Origin of the sequence: Fictibacillus arsenicus, assembly GCF_001999465.1 — a bacterium.
Classification (GTDB): domain Bacteria; phylum Bacillota; class Bacilli; order Bacillales; family Fictibacillaceae; genus Fictibacillus; species Fictibacillus arsenicus.
The window spans coordinates 1,061,082-1,077,034 of the sequence record NZ_MQMF01000002.1 but is presented as its reverse complement, the minus strand read 5'-3'; the positions used below and the strand labels follow the sequence as shown (position 1 = coordinate 1,077,034).

The following is a 15,953-nucleotide window of genomic DNA, read 5'->3' as shown; positions in this document are numbered from 1 at the left end:
TTTTTCTGAATTAACTTTTTTCCGAGCTTTGAAGTTTGGTTTTAAACATGCGTTTAAAAAAGCTAAACACTGTTTCAGCTTCCAGGTAATAAAACAGCTTAAATAACAAGCTTCCTAATAACACACCAGCAACTACATCCAATACAACGTGTTGTTTAACAAAAAGGGTCGATAAGATAATACTGTATGCGATGGTTGAAACGATCATATCTTTTTTTATGGTCCAAAGTTTGCTATGGCGTATGCCCAAAATCATTAAATAACTGCTTAATACATGAATACTCGGGAAGCAGTTGAAAGGCTGATCCGCTCCATATACGTATTTGACCATACTCGTTAATATCCCATTTCCCATCAGCTCTGGACGGGGAACTGTTGTTTGGAAAAAGAAATAAATAACATAGCAAACCAGCATACCTACACAAAAACTCAATAATGTCCGGTAATAAATAGCTCTGTCATATATACAGAAATAAACCAACATTAAAAAGATAAACGCATACCATAAGAGATAGGGTACTACAAAAATTTCTACAAATGGTATTTGATGATCTACTGCGGTAATGAGTTGTCTCGCTCCACGTTCCCCATCATTTAATACCTGATAGATGATATTCAGCAAAGGGATAGAGAGGAGAAGACATAATGCTAAAATATTTTCTTTTACGATGCGCAATACGAACTACTCCTTTGTCTATATCATCAGCTTTTAATTCTATACCCGTTTAACAATGTTTTACACGTTTTTAATATACCTTTTAGACATTACCATAATATGGTTGTTTTGTCATAGGAATTGAGGCGTATTTTCATAAAAATTTTTCAGCTTTTTTGACTCTATTTGTAGTGTTCCCAGTAAGGCTCTAAAAAGGGTTTCCACTATTTGCGACAAGTAGTAATTCTATCCGTTTAAAGTACAAAAAATAATTTTGACTTTTCTGACAAAAGTCTTATAATGAAGGTACAACCGTGTAGACCTAATGCATAATTAACCTCTTTGAAAGGGAGTGTTATGGATGTATGTAGGCAATACCATTAAGGTTAACCGCTATAATGGCGAGTTCTTTGAGATTAGCCAGAAGTGGCTCATGGAAGTGGTATGGAACAAGTATAATATGCCTTTGCATGAGTTTTTGCTGTCATATGATAAGTTTGACAGCGATTATATTTATTCGCTTGCTGTTCGTAACGCTGTAGAATTTAAACTGGAATTTGACGAGGACTACCTGTATATCGGGTAGTTTTTTTATTTTGCTAATGTCAAAAGCCCACCTTCCTACATACAATGGTTTAGGATTCAGGGGGAGGGCTCAAATATGGCGAAAAAAAGTGCAAAAAAGAAAGTTAATAAATATGATAGTGCAATAAACAAATATCAGCACACGCTGAAGATGGTCACAAGTGAAACGTGCATTGCCTGCAAAACGCAATGTGCAAGAGGACTCGATTATATAGAACGAATGTCAAAACCAGGTGCAATGGGAAAAGGCGTAGCGTGCCATCTTACAAAAGGAAAAGGGCATAAATAAACGGAATTTAGAGCTGACTCATGAGGATATGAGTCAGTTTTTGCTTGTCCAGCAAGATTTATACTTGCTGGACGAGCGGTTATTGAGATTTACGAGCGGTTATTGAGATTTACGAGCGGTTATTGAGATTTACGAGCGGTTATTGAGATTTACGAGCGGTTAGGGAGATTTATGCGCGTTCAGGAGGATTTATGCGCGCTCAGGAAGATTTATGCGCGCTCGGGAAGATATATGCGCGCTCGGGGAGATTTATGCGCGTTCAGGGAGATATATGCGCGCTCGGGAGGATTTAGGCTCGATCGGCAAGATCATTCCTCTTCAGAAAATGACCACCAAAGAATCCGAGCACAAAAAAAGCGGTCCCTCATTTTCGTATGCTATCATTAAATATAGTTATTACCATAATAAGGATGGTGCCCGTCATTGATTAAAGCAAAACGTTCATTTCATTTTTTATGGAGCGGTCAAGCATTAGGGAATTTAGGGGATATTCTTTATATCATATGTTTGATTACTCTTGTCTATAAAGAAACGGGATCTATCCTCCATATGGCAATGATTCCTTTTGCGAAAACGATGTCCTTATTGGTTTCTGGGTTTATTGCTCCGCTATTCATCGAAAAGTACAGAAGATCTACCTTGCTGACAGCAACTTTGGCCGCTAAGACTCTCCTTTTGTTATTCCTTTGTTTGCTGGCCAACTATGGAATTGATACTCCATTGACTTATATCCTTTTATACATATTAATAATCATTATTTCGATGCTTGAAGGAATCGGAAGTCCAGCACGCCGTTCTATGATTCCGGATTTAGTTAAAGAAGAAGAGCTTGTAAAAGCAAACGGCTTTATTAGTATTACAAATCAAACATCGATGCTGCTTTCTTGGCCATTAGGAAGTATCCTTTTAGTGGTATGGGGAGAACAGAATATGCTGTGGCTTACGTTTGGTCTAGTTTTCATCTCTTCTATTTTAACTGCGAAGATTCAAATTAAAGAAGAAGACAACAAGGAACAAAAAAGTGATTCAAAATGGAACACCATTCGTGAAGGCTGGCATCTTATTTTTCAATCAAGAAAGCTGACAACACTTACTCTGATGGATGTCTTAGAAAATTTCGGTCATGGGGTATGGATCGCAGCCATTTTGTATGTGTATGTAGATACTGCTATTGGTAAAGGCGAAGAGTGGTGGGGATATATTAATGCTGCGTTTTTTGCAGGTATGATGGTTGCGGGTATTGTCGTTTACAGATTCTCGAAAAAAATGGAGCCGCATTTAGGATCCATTATTATGACTTCCACCTTATGTTTGCTTGGATTGAATGTATGGTTTGGACTTACTTCGTCTGCATGGGCGGCATTATTGGTATCGTTTATTTTCGGATTTCCTCAAATGGCAAGAGATGTTTCACAAAATACACTGATTCAGCAAACCTGTAGAGATAAACAGCTTGCTAAGGTATTTGCGTCACATGGCACACTCGTATATGGTACATTTGGTATTGCTACTTTAGTGCTTGGCTGGTTTGCTGAAGAATACGGAATTCGAGCAACCTACATGCTGGTAAGCGCTATGTTTTTCTTCTCATTTATTATTGCGGTTACTAACCGAAAAGTATTACGTACAGACAGACATTCAGATGCTTTTCAACAAGCAAATTGATGGTTTTCGGAGACTTCATACCATCATAAGTTGGGAAAACTGCTTGTTTTATACTAAAAAGAAAGCACATGTTCTCCTTCAATTTTCCCAATACAAAGCTAGCCGACTCCCTGTTAAAATAAGATTATACCCACTTTCAAACGAAAGACGGGGAAAATGGTAACAGGAACGGGTGAATGATGTGAAAAAGAAAGTACTTGTCTATTTATATCCACAATTTAGAGAAGTGGAGATCATGACAACTTTATCTATTATAGGTAAGAAATATGAAGTGCTCCCTTTTTCGCTTTTACCGGGAACAGTTACTAGTGAATGCGGTTTAATGATGCAGCCAACGATCAAAATGAAAAATATAAGCCCTATGGATTATGAAATGCTTATTATCCCAGGTGGGAAACAAGCTTTTACTCAAGGTAATCCGAGGCTTTTGCATCTTCTTCAAGTATTTGATCGTGAGGGAATTAAGATTGCTACGATCGGTAACGGAGCTGCCATTTTAGGAAGAGCTGGCATCCTTAACGGAAGATCGTATACTGTTTCCTTGCGTGAAGAGGAATTTGCAAAGACAGCAAACTGGCTGAATGGCACTTATGTGTCTAAACAGATCGTGGAAGACAAAAACTTATTAACTGCCAAAAGTCATGCTTATATTGACTTTGGGTTAACGATAGGGGACCGTTTGCAATGCTTTGACGGCCTCGAGGAATATAACTTTTTTAAAGGAACAAGTTCTTTTTAACTGCGCTCCCCTTTTCGCTCTCTGGTTTAAAACTGGAGAGCGTTTTTTATTGGGAATTATTACTAACTAAGATTTTGATAATAAATAAAAGTTCATCACTTGACAAAAGTAAGTTAAGCTTTTAAGATATAAAAAGAATTAACTTACTAAAGAGAAGTTGATTTATAAAATTACTTAAAAATACAAATAAACAATACCTCAAAGGAGAGAACTACTCATGAAAGTACTTTACATCAACTCAAATCCAAAGCCTTTAGATCAATCATTCGGACTTCGTTTAGGACGCCATTTCTTGAACGAACTTTCAAATCAAAGTGAAAACATTGAGGTTGAAACCGTTAATCTTTATGAAGAAAATATTCCGTTAATCGATGCAGATGTTTTAGACGCTTGGGGAAAATTAGCTGCTGGTCTTGAACTATCTCCATCACAGGTAGAGAAAACAACTCGTATGGGTGAAATTTTAGAGCAATTCCTTTCAGCTGATATGTATGTTTTCAACACACCTATGTGGAACTTGAGCTATCCTCCAATGCTTAAAGCTTATATCGATAATGTTGTAATGGCCGGAAAGACTTTTAAATACACAGAAAACGGACCACAAGGACTTCTTGGAGAAAAAACAGCTGTACACATTCAATCACGAGGCGGAGTATACTCTGAAGGACCTGCGCAAAGCTTCGAATTTACAAATGGCTACCTTCAAGGGGTAATGGCATTTATCGGCATTACAGATTACCATCATGTATATACAGAAGGAATGGCAGCAGCACCAGATCGTGCTGAAGATATCCTTGATGCAGCAAGAGAAACTGCATCAGAACTAGCAAAAGAATTAGTATCTGCTAAAAGAAACGCATAAATTTAACACTTATAACGAACCGTTTTAAGAGGAAATATAAAAAAGGTGTCTGAAATTTAGACACCTTTTACTGTTTTAAGGAGTGGAGAAAGAATGAACGAAACTTTTAAAGTAATGGAAGAAAGAGCATCTGTAAGACTGTATCAAAAGGATAAAGAGATTCCTAACGAGACTCTTCATAAAATTTTGGAGATGGCAGGAAAGGCTCCATCTGCATGGAATCTTCAACACTGGCGGTTTATTGTGGTTACTTCACAAGAACAAAAAGAGAAATTGTTTCCGATTGCCTACAATCAAAAACATGTTCTTGATGCATCTGCAGTTGTGATCGTCCTAGGTGACACTGAAGCGGATAAAGTGGCTGCAGAAGTATTTGAAAAAGCACCTGAAGAAGCGCGAAATATACTGCTTAAGAACATTAAAAGCGCATATTCTCAAGGCCGTCCATTAGGGGAGAGAGAAGCCCTTAAGAACGCTTCACTTGGTGCAATGCAGCTTATGCTCGCTGCAAAAGCGCTAGGTATTGATTCATGTCCGATGACAGGCTTTGATCACGAAGCTATTTTGCCTGCATTAGGTATTCCTGAGCGATTCATTCCTGTAATGATGATTACTTTAGGTTACGCAGACGGCCCAGCAAAGCCTACAGAACGATTTGATGTTAACCGTTTAATCATGCATGAAAAATACGAAGAAAAACTTTAAAACGTACAAGCAGTCTATAGTCATATCCATGGCTTAGGCTGCTTTTTTGTTTGCAGAATATGCTATTATACAAGTATTAAGTCAATTTTTTGCAAAAGGAGCACTTATGAGTAAATTAACGATTTCAATACTCATCTCACTTGTGATTATTGTGTTTGTAATCATAATTTTTGCAGCTGCGATAACAAAGGGATATTCATACAAACATACGATAGACAAACTTGAAGACAACCCATACTTAAAAAATAGTAATGAAAAAACGAATACGGATCAAAGAGAACCAGAAGAGACCAACAAATAGCCTAGAAAGTCTTAGAGGAGATGGAGCGAAGTATGAATTTTACGATTTCACCTAAGCCGCCATTTGATTTTCAAAAAATGATGAAGCGTTTAACAGTCACCGGAAAGACACATGTGTTAAAACTCTCTGAGGATTTTACACAGTATGAAAAAATTGTACATATTGAAAACGTATCTTGCTATTTAAAAATCAACTCAGAAGGTTCTGTTGAAAAACCGCTTCTTTCATGTCAGGTTATTCCGATAGACGGAAAAGTTTCAGAATCAAAAGCAAAGATAAAGATTCAACAGCTCTTTTCTACAGAACTGGATCTGTCACCGCTCTATGACCATTTTTCAAATCATAAAGAATTAGATTCGGTGCTTAACCGTTTTAAAGGTTTGAAGCTGTTAACCGAAACTGATCTATTTGAAGCAATTATTAAAATTATAATCGGCCAGCAGGTAAACTTAACGTTTGCAGGTACATTAACAGACCGGCTGATTAAACTTGCAGGAAAAGAAATAGAGGTAGAAGGGAATGTCTTTCAAATCTTTCCTTCGCCTGAAAGTACTGCAAAATTATTTTATGACGATTTGCGCGAACTTCAGTTCAGTCAGCGGAAAGCCGAATATATTATAGACCTTGCACGAATGATAACAGATGCCAAACTGGACTTAGAAGCTTTATGGGATAAATCGGATGAGGAGATTATTCAGATTCTACTACCAATCAGAGGAATAGGGAAATGGACGATTGAATGTCTGTTGATCTTTGGGATGGGGAGACCAGACATTCTTCCTGCTGCAGACATCGGTTTAAGGAATGCTGTTCGTAATGTCTGGAACCTTGAAAATCAGCCTACTGAAGATGAAGTGAGGCTTTTAGCTGAAGATTGGAAACCGTGGAGAACTTACATAACCTATTATTTATGGGAAAGCTTGAATCAAACACCAGAGGTTGTTGATCATACTTAACGGGGCTAATCCAAAAGTAAGTTAAACTTACTTTTGGCAGCCCCAATTTTTTATTTTTACAAATAAAAAATATTTAAAGTTCTAATACGATAGCGAGCATTTGGAGCAATATCAACCGCATCAATTGTTCAATTCTTTCCCTAAAAACTCTGCGATGGCTTTCATGCCGAATATGCCGGCTTTCTCTTCTGCTTCACGGTTGTAATTCGTGTTCGTATTTACATCATACGCATATACGTTTCCGGATTTATCGGTAATGATTTCAATCCCGGCGAATGTGATTCCGTTGGCTTTTAAGAATGACTCAAAGTTTGATTTGTAAGGAAGGTTAAAGTCTTCTAGAATCTTAAACTTTGGTTCTGGTTCTTGGGGCTGATCGGTAATAGGACAAAATTGATCCCCAATCTGGCAGGCGTCAGCTGGACAAAGTTCAAACCCTTCAGAAGTATCCACTTTTACCGCATATAGAAATTTCCCGCCTATAAATTCGCAGCGTACGATAAAAGGTTCAGGTGCTTCGATATAATCCTGAAGCAGCGTAATACCATCTATGGACTCATCAAAAGTGTCCCCGTTCACGTAATTCCCGAGAGCCGCTTTTGTTTGAAACAATTGCACCCCAAGCCCTTTGCCAGCTCTGTTATGCTTTGTAATAAATGGACCATCAAAGTGGGCTGCGGCCTTTAAAAGTTCTTCTTTTCCATAAGCCGCAATCGTACGAGGTACAGGAATATCAAAAGCTTTCAAAGCACTGTATTGATTTACTTTGCTGATCTCAAGCTGAAGTGCCCGGCTGTTATTGAACACTTTTCTGCCGTAGCTTTCAAGCCATGCTAATACAGAAGCTGTATATTCAGGGGCATAACGATGGCCACGTGTATGAGAAGAAGCACTCATACGATTATAAAAAACGCCTTCGGGAGGAGCTTGTGTTAAATCAATATAACCTTTTGACATGTGCCAGTCTTCATATGGTAGACCTAATTCTTCAAAGCGCTGAAATAAAGGTGCAGTCCATTCACTATTTTCGTGGATAACATATATTTTTGGAATCATTGTAATCCTCCTTAACACTTAAATCCGAGTGTCTCTATATACCTAGTCTAATATAGGAGGTTTAGAATGAAAAGAAATACAGATGGTTTTTGTACAGTCGCTTCTTAGCTAGTTGTTTGGAGTGCAAATCAACCACTTCCAAAAGCAACAGAGTTAACGAAAACAGTTTCTATAAAGAAAACAAGCCTTATTTAGACTTCTTTTTCTGAAGGTGCTCTGATTTTTCGAAGCTCTTAATTGCTTTTGCGTAATGGCTGAATTCATCATTTGTTATTTCTTCCTCGCCATAACGCACTTTTTCATAAGCTTGTAATACGGATTCGGCATCATCACCAGAAAGCTTTAGGCGTTCAAACCATAAAGGAGCTGACTCTCCAGGCATACGCCCATACCCTCGTTTATCCATCGTTTTTTCAAAGTGCAAAAACTTTTTTCTCGTTCTTTCTTTTGGCTGAAGCCATCTTCTCTTTCCAAAAGCAGATCCGTTGAAGTCTGAGCTGGTTAATGCTGACACATTACCCGTTAAAGCTGCGTCTGCTCTTAGATTAAACAATAATTTTTTTCTCCAAATATATATGACTATTATTAGCACAAGTAAGGCAGCAGCAGTCCACCAAAGAAGTGAGTAATCATTTACGAATTCTTGCGGCTTTTGTTCGAGAATCTCTTCGGCTATCCCCACTTCTGAATTACCATCTTCATCATCTTTTTTAAAGAGTTTCATTAAATAAGCAATTGGTATAGCCAGCAAACTAAATAATTTCCATAAAGGGACTGCCACAATGTAATACATCAAGAAAAGAACACCATCTAAAACCCAGTAGATCATTTGTTTAAGAGGTCCTAACAAGGCAAAAACGACACCGCTCAATGCAACGAGGAAAAGTGGAACAGAAAAGTCTCTCCATACTTTCTCCCCATCTGCATTCTTAAAATAATGTACAGTCATTTTTATGGCAAGCATGAGCATGAATTGAAGCCAGACTGCTCCATACATGACTGTGAATCCATCCTTGAAAAAGAAAGAAAGTAAAAGTGCAAAAACCGCACTAACCGATAAGATGATTTCTAAGTCAGTTTTAAACGGATCCTGCCAATTTTCTGAACTTCTCCAAGCAATGATTACAGCAAGGATTGAAGAAAAAAGGATAGAGGATGTTAAAAACCAAAATGACAAGGTGGCAATAAGAACTGTAAATACCAATGTAAGTTTAAATAGGCTGGTTTTGTAAATATATAAAGCTCCACTTACAGCAATAATAGGCAGCAATGCTGCTGCGTATAAGGCTAGATCCAGCCAGGAGCGTCCTTGTTGAAGAAGAACATAAAATAAAAAGAGAAGCATGGCATCAAATAGCAAGTTCATTCCATATAAAATCAATTTCTGGTTTAACATGGAACGACCTCCTTAGAAGTGAAAGGCATCAAGTATGCATCCGTTCCGGTTTGATTTACTATAAAGATCTTACCGCCGGACTTAATCCATTTATTCGTAAGAAATTGAGTGTTCGATTCATGTGGTATAGCCCCAAGAAGAATTATAAAAGGAGCAGTCGCAGAAAAGTTACGATTCATTTTTGTCCACATAATGGTCGGTTTTACAGTAACATTTGAGCGGTCAATTCGGGCGAGTCCTTCTAATACTTTACTTAAGTGCTGCGGGCCGCTTCCCGTTGTTACATGATACATTCCTAATGGACCCGGTACTTTAAAATTGATATAGACTTCAAACGGAATGTTCTTCTCGACTGCGAATTGGCACATATAAGCAAGGTAACTTATTTCATTTTCCATCTGCTCAGAAGATTTCATATCTTTATGATCAGGCAAAATGGTATAAACGAATGTCCAATGATAGACTACCGTTTTTTCAAAAACTTTTGTTTGAAGAGTTCCTGTTCTAGCCGTCGCTTTCCAGTGCAGTTTATGAAAAGAATCGCCATACGCATAATCCCGGTTTCCGGCAGGCAGCGAGACATTCTCAAACAATGCAAAGGGACGTGCTGCTTCACCACTTCCTTGATGGAAAAGGTGTTCAATCTTGTGAACAGGAAGAGGTTTAGGATAAACAATAATCTCAGCTGGAAACAGTTCTTGAAATGCTAGAGCCTGACCACTAGTTTGAAGCGGATCTTGGATTTGCAGAGTAAGGTTTGCAATTCTAGTAGTTCCTCTTTTTTTAGCTGTAAAGGGAATCGTTTGAGTAAATGCTGTTTTTCTATAAATTGCAAAAGGTCTTTTAAGCTCAATTCTTCCTTTTGAACTCACCACGTCATCTTTGTTCGTTTCGTTAATAACATCTCGATGAGATAAAAATAGCTCACCTCTAAATGATGGCCATCTTCCCGTATGAAGCAGTTTTATATAAAATTCATCTGAATCTCCAGGAAACAGACGGTAAATCTGCTTGTTTGAATCCAGTTTTAAATCTTGAGCTGCTGATTTAAATTGTAATAACGTTGCACCATACAAAAATATAATGACCAGACCTAAAACAAAAAGAAAGGATATATTTCGGTAAAATCCAATTACGAGAATTAACGGACTGAATAAAACAAGCGCTTTAAAGATCGGCTTGATCCAGATCTGATTACTCCACTGCATGATTATCTTCCTGCCTCAGATTCCACAGGAACATCAATGGATTCAAGGATATCATTTAGTACCTGTTCTTTTGTTTTTCTCATTGTTCCTTCCATTGATAAGACTAAACGATGAGATAGAACATGAGGAGCGACAAGCTGAACGTCATCCGGTGTAACGAAAGTTCTTCCATTTACATAAGCGGCACCTTGAGCAGCTTTCATGAAAGCGAGTGTTCCACGCGGAGAAACACCGTTTTCGATAAACTCGTGCAGGCGTGTAGCATGAACAATCGATAACAAGTAATTCTCAATTTCATCACTGACAAAGATCTGCTGTACTTCTTCTTGCATTTTTATTATGTCTTCTAAAGTAAAGACAGGCTCGAGCAGCTCTTGCGGATTTTGTGCACGATACATATGAAGCATATCTTTTTCTTGATCAAAGTTCGGATAACCTGATGGCAGTTTCATAAAGAAGCGGTCAAGCTGTGCTTCAGGCAGTGGGAACGTACCATGTGACTCAATTGGATTTTGTGTTGCAATTACAAGGAAAGGTGCAGGGAGCTTTAGCGTTTCTCCGTCTATGGTTACTTGGCGTTCCTCCATCACTTCTAACAAACTTGATTGTGCACGGGGAGTTGCCCGGTTAATCTCATCAGCCAATAAGATGTTCGTCATGACAGGACCAGGACGCATTTCAAATTCTTGATGTTTTGGATGAAAGAATTGAATCCCAGTAATATCTGCAGGGAGGATGTCTGGGGTGAATTGTATACGTTTAAACTCTCCATCAATTAAACGTGCAAGACTTTTAGCAAGTACAGTTTTTCCTGTACCGGGTACATCCTCTAATAAAAGGTGTCCCTTATTAACTAAAGCGATCATTGTTAGTTCAACTAGGTCATCTTTCCCTGTTAATACTCCAGCAATAGCGTTTTTAACGAGGTTTACTTGATTTACGATATTCATCATGATCTTCCTCTCAATGGTTGGATAATTTAACCATACCATTATTACAATAGTTAGAAAATGACAATTGTAATATTTTTGAAATTATTGTAATGAGAAGTAATGTCTACCTTCACAATTATTACTCAAGTAGAAGTTGTTGATTTCCGCTCCAGGTACTCGCTTTCTATGGGGCGTCCGGTGAGCCTCCTGCCGCTTTGCGCCATTAGGAGTCCCCAACTGACCGCTTCATGGAAGTATCCTTGCTCCTGCGTCTACAAGCAAACGTTACCGATGTTAGCTTCCTCGTCGCATGCTTAGCGAGAAGCTTCTCATGTGGTAGGCACGCACCTTGCACTCCAATCAACTTGCGAATGATGAAAAAAGAAAAAGTCAAATGCGACAATCTTTTAGAAAAGAGCATTTAGAAAAGAGCCAAAATAAAAAGCTTACCGCACAAAGAAAGCGGTAAGCTTAGCATTTTAAAGATAGAAGAAAACAGCCAATATTGCAGCTACAATAAATCGATAATAAGCAAAAGGAGTTAATTTCACTTTTGCGATGAGTTTTACAAAGAAAAGAATAGCTACGGCTGCTACTAAAAATGCTGTAACAAAACCAGTTAAAAAGAATGGGAGATCAGCTGCACTTAAAATGTCTCGGCTTTTATAAAGATCGAGACCGGAAGCTGCGATCATAATCGGAACTGCTTGGATAAAAGAGAAATCTGCAGCTGTACGGTGATTGAGTCCTGAGATCAATCCGCCGGAAATGGTTGCTCCAGAACGTGAAAAGCCTGGCCATAAAGACAAGCATTGGAACAAACCGATTTTTAGAGCTTGTTTATAAGTCATGTCATCAAGATCTGATGCATTAACACCTTTTTTATTCTGTACCTTTTCAGCAAACAGCATTAAAAATCCGCCGATAACAAGCCCGACAATGACTGTTTTAGGAGAGAACAAATGCGCCTTAATAAAATCATGAACAAGAAGTCCAATAATTACAGCTGGCATAATGGCAATAAAAATATGTCCGAGGTTTAAGCTGTTTTCCTTTTTAGACATTTTGCCGACACCCAATAAACTCCATAAGCGATTCCAGTAAAGTACAACTACAGCTAGAATGGAACCAAGCTGAATAACAATTTCAAATGTCTTCGCTTTGTCTCCAGTAAAATCTAGCATATGTCCAGCAACAATTAAGTGGCCAGTCGACGAAACCGGAAGAAATTCGGTAATACCTTCTATAATACCCATTACGATTGCAACCCAAAGAAACATACATTCACCTTCGCTTATTTTAAATTCATGAAATCTATTATAGTTTAGAAGAAGAGCATTGTCATATTCTTTTTCTAGTTAATTTTGCAAAATTTTGTTCAAATGAAAAAAGATGGGGAAGAAAACCCCATCTTCATTAGTTAATGATTGTGATATTTACGTTTTTTCTGCCCCAGTTAATAGCGTCTGAGTAGTTCTGCATATATACATCAATTTCGTTTCCGTTGATGCCTCCGCCTGTATCAGCTGCTACAGCATAACCATAACCAGGTACATATACAACTGAACCCATTGGTATTACATCTGGATCAACTGCGATTACCTTAGCATAAGGAATCTCTTTAAGGTTTGTCCCGCTTGAAGTAGTTCCGCTGCAGCCATCGCAATTTGCTGTGTAAGCTGTCGCAGATACGGTCATACCTTTTCTTTGGATATTGTTTTGAATGCTGTTAAATGTTTGTTGTCCTGCAATACCATCTACTAATAATCCTTTAGCTTTTTGATATTTAATAACTGCATCTTTAGTGACTGGACCATAATACCCTGTCGTTACAGCAAAATCAAAATATCCCATAGCCTTTAATTTACCTTGAAGTTCATATACATCATTATCCCATGTGCCAGGTCGAAGAGTGTGATCACCCATTGCTGCGAATCCGCTAACGGGAGCAGAAACGAGCAATCCAAATGCCATGGCCCCTGTAATTACCCATTTTTTTATCATAATAACTCCTCCTTATATGTATAATTGGTTAAATACGCCTCGGTTGCCAATTATACTAATCGAATATGACAGGACCATTAGGAGAAGGTAACAAAGAGATTACAATATTATATTCATATAATAATAGGTAAATAAGTAAGTATATGGATAAGAGATGGAATGAACTAAAAATTGAAAGAGGATTCTGTGGTTCTCGACAAATTTCCCAGGAAATAGACAAAGATTTTCAATTGTCATCCCTTTCTTCATTCCATTCATCAAGACGGTTTAATAGCTGATCAAGTTCTTGACTGCATATAACTGTTTCCTTCGCTGTAAGCCCATACGTTTTCCCGAGACAGAGCAAGACTTCGCGTTTTTCTTCAATTAATTGTAGCAGCATGTATTATTCACAACTTTCATGAAAGATTTTATCTCAATAAATATGCAATATTTTTACGGAAAGAAAAAGAGTTTCGTGGAAAGAAGTGATAATGTTACAAGATTCAACAATACTTTATTAGATCTTGTCGATTTATGTGACTTATTCTGCTGACTAAGTTTGGAAGGTGGAGGGAATTATATAGCTAGAGACATAGCTTGAGAGGAGAATATTATGCATCACTCATTAAATATTGCTTTTATTTTATTGGCTGTAGCGGTTGGGGTAACAGCCTTGGCGAAGAAAATAAAAAAACCTTATCCGATTGCGCTTGTGGTAGTAGGAGCCATTATCGGACTTGTACCTCTCCCGGCGTTGGAACCTTTAAAAGGATTTGTTGAAGAGGGCTATACATTTCAATTTATAATCATTTCGCTTTTGTTGCCGACTTTACTTGGAGAGGCAAGTTTGAAACTTCCTTACAGCCATTTGAGGGAAAATGCAAGGGCGATAAGTGCATTAGCAGTTGGAGGAACCTATCTTACCTTTCTGATTATCGGTGCCGGATCTTATTACATATTAGATTTAAGTCTTCAAACAGCTTTTGTATTCGCTGCTTTGATGAGTGCGACAGACCCTGTATCCGTATTAAGCATTTTTAAAACTCTTGGAGTGAACCGAAAGCTTTCAACTGTAATTGAAGGAGAGAGTTTATTTAATGATGGATTAGCAGTTGTGCTTTTTATGATTGCTTCAATCTATCTGCCTTCTTATATTGAGATGGGTGGAGGGGGACTGCTAGCTGCTGTTCTAATGCTATTTAAAGTGGCAATAGGCGGAGCTTTAGTAGGGGGAGGATTAGGATATATTTTTTCAAAGTTTACGAGCTGGTATGATGATTACCCGCTGGAGATTCTGTTTTCTATATTATTATTCTATGGAAGCTTTCAAATCGCAGAGTCTATCCACGTATCGGGAGTAATTGCAGTTGTAGTTGCGGGCCTCGTATTTGGTAATTATGGTGCTAAGATCGGAATGAGTCCAACGACCAAAATAAACATACATTCTTTTTGGGATGTGTTAGCACTGTTTGCGAATTCACTTGTTTTCCTTCTTGTAGGACTCGAAATCGCCTATATCGATATCAATGACAAATGGGGATTGATAATAGCAAGCATTCTTATAGTACTCGCTGCAAGGACGATTGCAGTATACAGCTCTATGTTTGCTTTAAAAGGTATACCTGCAAAATGGAAGCATGTGCTTAATTGGGGCGGTCTGAAAGGATCTTTGTCTATCGCACTTGCGCTAAGTTTACCAGGAGATTTTCCTGGCAGGGAGAATATTATTATTTTAGCATTCTCTGTTGTATTCTTTTCTTTGCTGGTTCAAGGAATGACAATCTCTTCCCTCATAAATAAATTAAACATCAAAGGTCCTAATAAAGAAAGAACAGAATACGAGGAGGCGATGAGCGCTGTTCATAGATATGAACATGCGATCGGAAGACTCCATCAGTTAAGAAAAGAGGCAGTTATTTCTACAATTGTTTTTGAAAGAATGAAATCATTGTATGATCACAAGCAGGAGGAGGCGAAAAAAACACTGGATGTCATGTATGAGGAACATCCTGAGTGGAGGAAAACACAGGAACATATTGCTTCAATTGAAGCTTTGTATGCTGAGCACGAGGCAATCGAACGATTGTTAAGAAAAGATATGATATCAAGCCAGCTCGCACATGAAGAAGTTGAGCGAATCATTGACCTTATTGAACAGAAAAAGCATAAATATCATGATGATGAAAATTAAAAAATGGCCCAAAGCTGGCCATTTTTTATATGTTTTCTTGTCTTGAAAGAGTGAATTGATTGAGAAGCTGATCGAGCTGTTGACTGACCTTTACTAATTTTGGGTGAGCCAATTCATGGTTCAGCTGAAGTGATGTACGATACAGCTCCTCTCTTAAGAGGCTAATTCGGTCTTGAATTGTATTCTCCTTCATATGTTTATCTCCCTTGTAATTATTACCGACGAAGGAGTTCATTCGGCAACTGGCTGGAATATCTTTTATAAGACTTAGCCCCTGTAGCTTTGCGTCCTTCCCTTTCGAAAAGTTTGCCCTTTCGTCGAGTGATTTCATAAGTATAGCAGAATAACTTAAAATTTTTACAAATAATTACAAAATAATACAACAGCAGAGTTTTTGATAAGTGAAAAACATTCCTGTTAGTAATAA

Annotated in this window: 18 protein-coding genes and 1 riboswitch; of the genes, 9 read left to right on the top strand and 9 right to left on the bottom strand. The window is 37.9% G+C overall.

All coding sequences use genetic code 11. The annotated features are described in order from the left end of the window. Positions 1-10: 10 nt before the first annotated feature. Complete coding sequence (locus UN64_RS12725; RefSeq protein ID WP_077363230.1) at positions 11-676, bottom strand: phosphatase PAP2 family protein; 666 nt, start codon at positions 674-676, stop codon at positions 11-13. Between the two features lie 340 nt (positions 677-1,016). On the opposite strand from UN64_RS12725, the gene UN64_RS12720 reads away from it, so the two are divergent. The 8 genes from UN64_RS12720 (at position 1,017) to UN64_RS12680 (ending at position 6,757) form a co-directional block, all read left to right on the top strand. Further along, on the top strand, positions 1,017-1,241 hold the full coding sequence (locus UN64_RS12720; protein WP_077363228.1) for a hypothetical protein: 225 nt from the start codon (positions 1,017-1,019) through the stop codon (positions 1,239-1,241). Positions 1,242-1,316: 75 nt separating this feature from the next. After that, positions 1,317-1,529: a hypothetical protein gene (locus UN64_RS12715; protein WP_077363226.1), complete on the top strand. Its 213-nt coding sequence runs from the start codon at positions 1,317-1,319 to the stop codon at positions 1,527-1,529. 423 nt (positions 1,530-1,952) lie between these two features. Further along, positions 1,953-3,194, top strand: a complete 1,242-nt coding sequence (locus UN64_RS12705) for an MFS transporter (RefSeq protein ID WP_077363222.1) — start codon at positions 1,953-1,955, stop codon at positions 3,192-3,194. Positions 3,195-3,375: 181 nt separating this feature from the next. After that, a complete protein-coding gene (locus UN64_RS12700) occupies positions 3,376-3,933 on the top strand; it encodes a DJ-1/PfpI family protein (protein WP_171978895.1) in 558 nt (185 codons plus the stop codon). Positions 3,934-4,150: 217 nt separating this feature from the next. Then, complete coding sequence (locus tag UN64_RS12695; protein ID WP_077363218.1) at positions 4,151-4,795, top strand: FMN-dependent NADH-azoreductase; 645 nt, start codon at positions 4,151-4,153, stop codon at positions 4,793-4,795. Between the two features lie 93 nt (positions 4,796-4,888). After that, entirely contained in the window at positions 4,889-5,500 is a 612-nt protein-coding gene (locus UN64_RS12690) for a nitroreductase family protein (protein WP_077363216.1), read from the top strand. Between the two features lie 106 nt (positions 5,501-5,606). Next, the gene (gene ytzI / locus UN64_RS12685) at positions 5,607-5,801 is read left to right on the top strand and encodes a YtzI protein (protein WP_139343096.1); all 195 of its coding nucleotides are present in this window, start codon (positions 5,607-5,609) and stop codon (positions 5,799-5,801) included. A 32-nt stretch (positions 5,802-5,833) separates the two neighbouring features. Next, on the top strand, positions 5,834-6,757 hold the full coding sequence (locus UN64_RS12680) for a DNA-3-methyladenine glycosylase family protein (RefSeq protein WP_171978894.1): 924 nt from the start codon (positions 5,834-5,836) through the stop codon (positions 6,755-6,757). A gap of 120 nt (positions 6,758-6,877) precedes the next feature. Here the strand turns inward: UN64_RS12680 and UN64_RS12675 are convergent, their stop codons facing one another. The 7 genes from UN64_RS12675 to UN64_RS12645 form a co-directional block, all read right to left on the bottom strand. Beyond that, entirely contained in the window at positions 6,878-7,810 is a 933-nt protein-coding gene (locus UN64_RS12675) for an ATP-grasp domain-containing protein (protein WP_077363787.1), read from the bottom strand. Positions 7,811-8,000: 190 nt separating this feature from the next. Beyond that, entirely contained in the window at positions 8,001-9,209 is a 1,209-nt protein-coding gene (locus UN64_RS12670; protein WP_077363210.1) for a DUF4129 domain-containing protein, read from the bottom strand. After that, a complete protein-coding gene (locus UN64_RS12665; protein ID WP_077363208.1) occupies positions 9,203-10,417 on the bottom strand; it encodes a DUF58 domain-containing protein in 1,215 nt (404 codons plus the stop codon). The genes UN64_RS12670 and UN64_RS12665 overlap by 7 nt, the downstream gene beginning before the upstream one ends. Positions 10,418-10,419: 2 nt before the next feature. Beyond that, the gene (locus UN64_RS12660) at positions 10,420-11,409 is read right to left on the bottom strand and encodes an AAA family ATPase (protein ID WP_281249428.1); all 990 of its coding nucleotides are present in this window, start codon (positions 11,407-11,409) and stop codon (positions 10,420-10,422) included. Between the two features lie 419 nt (positions 11,410-11,828). After that, positions 11,829-12,629, bottom strand: coding sequence for an undecaprenyl-diphosphate phosphatase (gene bacA / locus UN64_RS12655; protein ID WP_077363206.1), 801 nt, complete (start codon positions 12,627-12,629; stop codon positions 11,829-11,831). A gap of 136 nt (positions 12,630-12,765) precedes the next feature. Continuing rightward, on the bottom strand, positions 12,766-13,353 hold the full coding sequence (locus tag UN64_RS22000) for a 3D domain-containing protein (RefSeq protein ID WP_077363204.1): 588 nt from the start codon (positions 13,351-13,353) through the stop codon (positions 12,766-12,768). A 226-nt stretch (positions 13,354-13,579) separates the two neighbouring features. Then, positions 13,580-13,735 (bottom strand): aspartyl-phosphate phosphatase Spo0E family protein, encoded by a 156-nt coding sequence (locus tag UN64_RS12645; RefSeq protein WP_077363202.1) that lies wholly within the window; start codon positions 13,733-13,735, stop codon positions 13,580-13,582. Between the two features lie 213 nt (positions 13,736-13,948). On the opposite strand from UN64_RS12645, the gene UN64_RS12640 reads away from it, so the two are divergent. After that, entirely contained in the window at positions 13,949-15,526 is a 1,578-nt protein-coding gene (locus UN64_RS12640) for a cation:proton antiporter (RefSeq protein ID WP_077363200.1), read from the top strand. Between the two features lie 25 nt (positions 15,527-15,551). On the opposite strand, the gene UN64_RS12635 is transcribed toward UN64_RS12640, so the two are convergent. After that, positions 15,552-15,719 (bottom strand): aspartyl-phosphate phosphatase Spo0E family protein, encoded by a 168-nt coding sequence (locus UN64_RS12635; RefSeq protein WP_171978893.1) that lies wholly within the window; start codon positions 15,717-15,719, stop codon positions 15,552-15,554. Positions 15,720-15,760: 41 nt separating this feature from the next. Next, positions 15,761-15,847, bottom strand: a riboswitch (cyclic di-GMP riboswitch). Between the last annotated feature and the right edge of the window lie 106 nt (positions 15,848-15,953).

Coding starts and splice junctions, on each gene's coding strand:
- UN64_RS12690 (WP_077363216.1), top strand. CDS start 4,889: ATGAACGAAACTTTTAAAGTAATGGAAGAAAGAGCATCTGTAAGACTG.
- ytzI (WP_139343096.1), top strand. CDS start 5,607: ATGAGTAAATTAACGATTTCAATACTCATCTCACTTGTGATTATTGTG.
- UN64_RS12670 (WP_077363210.1), bottom strand. CDS start 9,209: ATGTTAAACCAGAAATTGATTTTATATGGAATGAACTTGCTATTTGAT.
- UN64_RS12695 (WP_077363218.1), top strand. CDS start 4,151: ATGAAAGTACTTTACATCAACTCAAATCCAAAGCCTTTAGATCAATCA.
- bacA (WP_077363206.1), bottom strand. CDS start 12,629: ATGTTTCTTTGGGTTGCAATCGTAATGGGTATTATAGAAGGTATTACC.
- UN64_RS12640 (WP_077363200.1), top strand. CDS start 13,949: ATGCATCACTCATTAAATATTGCTTTTATTTTATTGGCTGTAGCGGTT.
- UN64_RS12720 (WP_077363228.1), top strand. CDS start 1,017: ATGTATGTAGGCAATACCATTAAGGTTAACCGCTATAATGGCGAGTTC.
- UN64_RS12665 (WP_077363208.1), bottom strand. CDS start 10,417: ATGCAGTGGAGTAATCAGATCTGGATCAAGCCGATCTTTAAAGCGCTT.
- UN64_RS12645 (WP_077363202.1), bottom strand. CDS start 13,735: ATGCTGCTACAATTAATTGAAGAAAAACGCGAAGTCTTGCTCTGTCTC.
- UN64_RS12680 (WP_171978894.1), top strand. CDS start 5,834: ATGAATTTTACGATTTCACCTAAGCCGCCATTTGATTTTCAAAAAATG.
- UN64_RS12715 (WP_077363226.1), top strand. CDS start 1,317: ATGGCGAAAAAAAGTGCAAAAAAGAAAGTTAATAAATATGATAGTGCA.
- UN64_RS22000 (WP_077363204.1), bottom strand. CDS start 13,353: ATGATAAAAAAATGGGTAATTACAGGGGCCATGGCATTTGGATTGCTC.
- UN64_RS12660 (WP_281249428.1), bottom strand. CDS start 11,409: ATGGTATGGTTAAATTATCCAACCATTGAGAGGAAGATCATGATGAAT.
- UN64_RS12635 (WP_171978893.1), bottom strand. CDS start 15,719: ATGAAGGAGAATACAATTCAAGACCGAATTAGCCTCTTAAGAGAGGAG.